The 4184-nt window shown below is 69.1% G+C and carries 5 protein-coding genes and 1 pseudogene; 3 read left to right on the forward strand and 3 right to left on the reverse strand.

Going from position 1 to position 4184, the window contains the following annotated elements; all coding sequences use genetic code 11:
* From G3573_RS20400 to flgF, 3 genes and pseudogenes are all read right to left on the reverse strand, one after another.
* Positions 1-348: pseudogene (locus G3573_RS20400) on the reverse strand (flagella basal body P-ring formation protein FlgA); the annotation flags it as partial.
* A gap of 8 nt (positions 349-356) precedes the next feature.
* Complete coding sequence (flgG, locus tag G3573_RS20405; RefSeq protein WP_163263502.1) at positions 357-1145, reverse strand: flagellar basal-body rod protein FlgG; 789 nt, start codon at positions 1143-1145, stop codon at positions 357-359.
* A gap of 11 nt (positions 1146-1156) precedes the next feature.
* Positions 1157-1897 (reverse strand): flagellar basal-body rod protein FlgF, encoded by a 741-nt coding sequence (gene flgF, locus G3573_RS20410; RefSeq protein ID WP_163263503.1) that lies wholly within the window; start codon positions 1895-1897, stop codon positions 1157-1159.
* Between the two features lie 184 nt (positions 1898-2081).
* On the opposite strand from flgF, the gene G3573_RS20415 reads away from it, so the two are divergent.
* The 3 genes from G3573_RS20415 to G3573_RS20425 form a co-directional block, all read left to right on the forward strand.
* Positions 2082-2720 carry a flagellar basal body-associated FliL family protein gene (locus G3573_RS20415; RefSeq protein WP_163263504.1) on the forward strand — a complete coding sequence of 213 codons (639 nt, stop codon included), beginning with the start codon at positions 2082-2084 and terminating at the stop codon, positions 2718-2720.
* A gap of 17 nt (positions 2721-2737) precedes the next feature.
* The gene (gene fliM, locus G3573_RS20420) at positions 2738-3793 is read left to right on the forward strand and encodes a flagellar motor switch protein FliM (RefSeq protein ID WP_240454821.1); all 1056 of its coding nucleotides are present in this window, start codon (positions 2738-2740) and stop codon (positions 3791-3793) included.
* A partial coding sequence (locus G3573_RS20425) for a DUF6468 domain-containing protein (RefSeq protein WP_240454822.1) occupies positions 3790-4184 on the forward strand: 395 nt, incomplete at its 3' end. The genes fliM and G3573_RS20425, both read left to right, overlap by 4 nt.

The raw sequence follows: 4184 nt of genomic DNA on the forward strand, positions 1-4184 counted from the left end.
GGCCGACGACGTCGCCGCCGTGCGCGTCACCATAGCGCCGCCCGCGGGCGCGCCGGCGCCGCGCACCACCAGGCGCTGGAAGCCCTCGGCGTTGGCCCAGTCCAGGCCGTTGGCGCGGGCCAGACGCTGCACGCCGCCGGCGTCCAGCACGACGGTGGAGCCCGCCTGCGGGCCGCGCGCGACCACCACGTTGGCCACCCGGCCGGCGTCCTCGAACAGGTCGCCCAGGGTGACGGCGCCGTCGGCGTCGGCGAGGTCGCCGCGAAGGGCCACCGGCGTGCCGGCGCAGGCCTGGCCGGCGACGGCGAGGGCGGCGGCGAAGGCGAGGAGGGCGGAAAGCTTGCGCATCACCCGCCTCACGACCGCAGGGCCGAGGTCGCCTGCAGCATCTCGTCGGCTGCGGTGACGATCTTGGAGTTCATCTCGTAGGCGCGCTGGGCCACGATCAGGGCGGTGATCTCGCCGACCGCGTCGACGTTCGAGGCTTCGGTGTAGCCCTGCAGCAGCTGGCCGTAGCCGACCTCGCCCGGCTGGCCGAGGGTGGGGGCGCCCGAGGCGGTCGTTTCCTTGAACAGGTTGTCGCCGACGGCTTCCAGGCCGCCTTCGTTGAAGAACTCGGCCAGCTCCAGCTGACCGACCGTCTGCGGCGCGACCTGGCCGTCGATGATCGCCTGCACCTGGCCGGTCTTGGAGATCACCACGTCCTTGGCGTTCGGCGGGATCTGCACTTCCGGCTGGACCAGGTAGCCGTCGTCGGTGACCAGCTGGCCCTGGTCGTTGGGCGAGAAGTTGCCGGCGCGGGTGTAGGCGATCTCGCCCGACGGCAGCAGCACCTGGAAGTAGCCCTTGCCCTGGATGGCCAGGTCGAAGGTGTTCTCGGTGTGGGTCAGGTTGCCCTGCGAGGTGATGCGGTAGACCGAGCCGGCCTTCACGCCCGAACCGACCTGGATGCCGGTCGGCACCACCGTGCCGGTGTCCGACGACTGCGCGCCCATGCGCTCGACGTTCTGGTACAGCAGGTCCTGGAACTCGGCCCGCTGCCGCTTGAAGCCAACCGTGTTCATGTTGGCGATGTTGTTGGAGATGACCTCCACGTTCAGCTGCTGGGCTTCCATGCCAGTGGCGGCGATGCGCAGAGCTCTCATGGGCTAACTCCTCAGCTGACGCGGCCCAGTCGCTCGACCGAGCGACGGGAAAGATCGGTGGACTGGTCGATCATCTTGGAGATCCGCTCGTAGGCGCGCGTGATCTCGATCAGGTTGGTGATCTCGACGACCGGTTTGACGTTGGAGCCTTCCAGCACGCCCTGGCGGATGCGCGCGTCGGTGGCGGCTTCCGGCTGCTGGTTGGAGGCGTTGGCGTAGAGGTTGTCGCCGTCCTTCGACAGCGCCGACAGGGACGGGAAGCGGACCACGCCGATGCGGCCCACGCGCTCGCCGTCCTGGGTGACGATGCCGTCGGCCGAGACGGACGGCGGCGACTTGCGCGGGTCCAGCAGGATCTCGCCGCCGCCTTCGCCCGCCACCGGGAAGCCCTGCTGGGTGACCATGCGACCCTGCGGATCGGTGGTGAAGCGGCCGTCGCGGGTGAAGCGCGCGCCCTGCGGGGCGTTGATCTGGAAGAAGGCGTCCTCGCCCTCGACGGCGAAGTCGAAAGTGTTGCTCGTGACCCGCATCTCGCCGGCGCGGAAGTCGCGGCCGACGCCGTTGTCGAGCACGAAGCTGGCCGGAGCCTTGATCGGGTCGTTGCGGGCGCCGCGGCCCAGCTCCGTGCCGACCATCAGCTGCTCGACCTTGAAGCCCACGGTGTCGGCGTTGGCGACGTTGTTGGCCGCGATGTCGAGCTGGCGGCGCAACGTCATCTGACGGGACAGGGCGATGTAGGCGACGTTTTCCACGAGGGAGGCTCCGTTCGCGCTTCCCTGTGCAACGCCTGGGCCAAGTGGTTAACGCCCTTGTTTTTCAAGGGATCGGCCGATCCGGCCCCTGGGGCGCCGGGCAAAACTTGCCGACTGAGGCCGGATTCCGAACGGATCGTTAACCAAACCCGGCCGATCCTTCCCTCGAGGTACGGGGCCGGTGATGTTTTCCTTTCTCAAGAAGAAGGCTGCCAAGGACGCCGCGCCGGCTGAGGGCGAGGCGCCCGAATCGGCTGGCGGAGACGGCGAAGGCGGCGAGGGCTCCAAGAAGAAGCCGCCGCTGAAGGTCCTGATCATGGCCGGCGTCGCGGCCGTCCTGGTGCTGGGCGGGGGCGGCGCGGGCGTCTTCATGCTGATGAAGCCGAAGGCGGCCAAGACCGACGCTCCGGCCGAGGCCGGCCACGAGAAGCCCGAGAAGAAAAAGAAGAAGAAAGAAGGCGGCCACGGCGGCGGCAAGGGCGAGAAGACGCTGGGCGAAGTCCGCGCGGGCCCCGACGGCGTGACCTTCTACACGCTGCCCGACCTGGTCGTGAACATGCAGTCGCTGGACGGCCGCCCGTCGTTCCTGAAGCTGAAGCTCACCTTCGAACTGTCCGACGAATCTGTCACGGAGCGGCTGGAGGCCGACGCGCCTCGCCTGCAGGACGCCCTGCAGAGCTTCCTGCGCGAGCTGCGCCCCGAGGATCTGTCCGGCAGCCAGGGCAGCTACCAGCTGCGCATGGAGATCCTGCGGCGCGTCAATCTGATCGTGGCGCCGGAGAAGGTCGACGCCGTACTGATCGAAGAAATGCTGATCCAGTAAAGGCTTAGCTTCCCGCGATGTCCGATCCCTTCGCACAACAGGCCGCAGAGCTCGGCTGGCCGACCGACGAGGAAGACGGCCTCGGCGGCGGCGAGCGCATCCTGAACCAGGACGAGATCGACAGCCTGCTCGGCTTCGACCTCTCGCAGGACGAGTCGTCCGAGCGTTCGGGCGTGCGGGCGATCATCAATTCGGCGCTGGTCTCCTACGAGCGCCTGCCGATGCTGGAGATCGTGTTCGACCGCCTGGTGCGGTTGATGACGACCAGCTTGCGCAACTTCACCTCCGACAACGTCGAGGTGAGCCTGGACAACATCTCGTCGATCCGGTTCGGCGACTACCTGAACTCGATCCCCCTGCCGGCCATCCTGGGCGTGTTCCGGGCCGAGGAGCTGGACAACTACGGCCTGCTGACGGTCGACTCCAACCTGATCTACTCGATCGTGGACGTGCTGCTGGGCGGCCGTCGCGGCACCGCGGCCCTGCGCATCGAGGGCCGGCCCTACACCACCATCGAGCGGGTGCTGGTGCAGCGCATGGTCGAGGTCGTGCTGGCCGACGCCAAGGCGGCGTTCGAGCCGCTGACCCCGGTCAGCTTCCACCTCGACCGCCTGGAGACCAATCCGCGCTTCGCCGCCATCGCGCGGCCGGCCAACGCCGCCATCCTGGTGAAGCTGCGCATCGACATGGAAGACCGCGGCGGTCGAATCGAGCTCCTGTTGCCCTACGCGACGCTGGAGCCGATCCGGAAGATGCTGCTGCAGCAGTTCATGGGCGAGAAGTTCGGCCGGGACAACATCTGGGAAGGCCACCTCGCCACCGAGCTCTGGACCACGCAGATGGAGGTCCGCGCCGTGCTCGACGAGCAGCAGGTGCCGCTGTCGCGCGTGTTGGACCTGAAGGTCGGCGAGACCCTGATGCTCAACGTCGGGCCCGACAGCCTGGTCGACATCCGCTGCGGCAGCATTCCCCTGACCAAGGGGCGCATGGGCCGTCGCGGCCAGAACATCGCCGTGCGGGTCGAGCACCCGCTGACCCCCGCCGCCAAGCGCGCGCTGACGAGCCTCAAATGAGCATCGTCGCCGTCGCGCTCCAGGTCCTCCTGGCCGTCCTGCTGATCGCCGCCCTGATCTACGGCTGGCGGCTGGACAAGAAGCTGCGCACCCTGCGCGACAGCCAGATCGCCTTCGCCGCCTCGGTGCGCGATCTCGACCTGGCCGCCGCCCGCGCCGAGGCCGGGCTGGAGAACCTGCGCCGCGCCGGGGAGGAAGCCCACGACGGCCTGCATGACCGCATCCTCAAGGCCCGCGAGCTGAAGGCCCAGCTGGAGGCCCTGATCGCCCGGGCCGAACGCGCGCCGGCCCCCGCGCCGGTCCGTTCGCCGCCCGAGCCGGAACGTCCGGCCCTGCCGCGCCCGCGCGCGGAAGACCGCCTGAAGCCGCTCGAGCCCGCGCCGCTGCGTCG

The organism is Caulobacter sp. 17J65-9, assembly GCF_010975005.1.
In the GTDB taxonomy this organism is placed as follows: Bacteria; Pseudomonadota; Alphaproteobacteria; order Caulobacterales; family Caulobacteraceae; genus 17J80-11.

Excerpts from the sequence above, each read along its gene's own strand:
- fliM (WP_240454821.1), top strand. The coding sequence starts at position 2,738 with ATGTCCGATCCCTTCGCACAACAGGCCGCAGAGCTCGGCTGGCCGACC.
- flgG (WP_163263502.1), bottom strand. The coding sequence starts at position 1,145 with ATGAGAGCTCTGCGCATCGCCGCCACTGGCATGGAAGCCCAGCAGCTG.
- G3573_RS20415 (WP_163263504.1), top strand. The coding sequence starts at position 2,082 with ATGTTTTCCTTTCTCAAGAAGAAGGCTGCCAAGGACGCCGCGCCGGCT.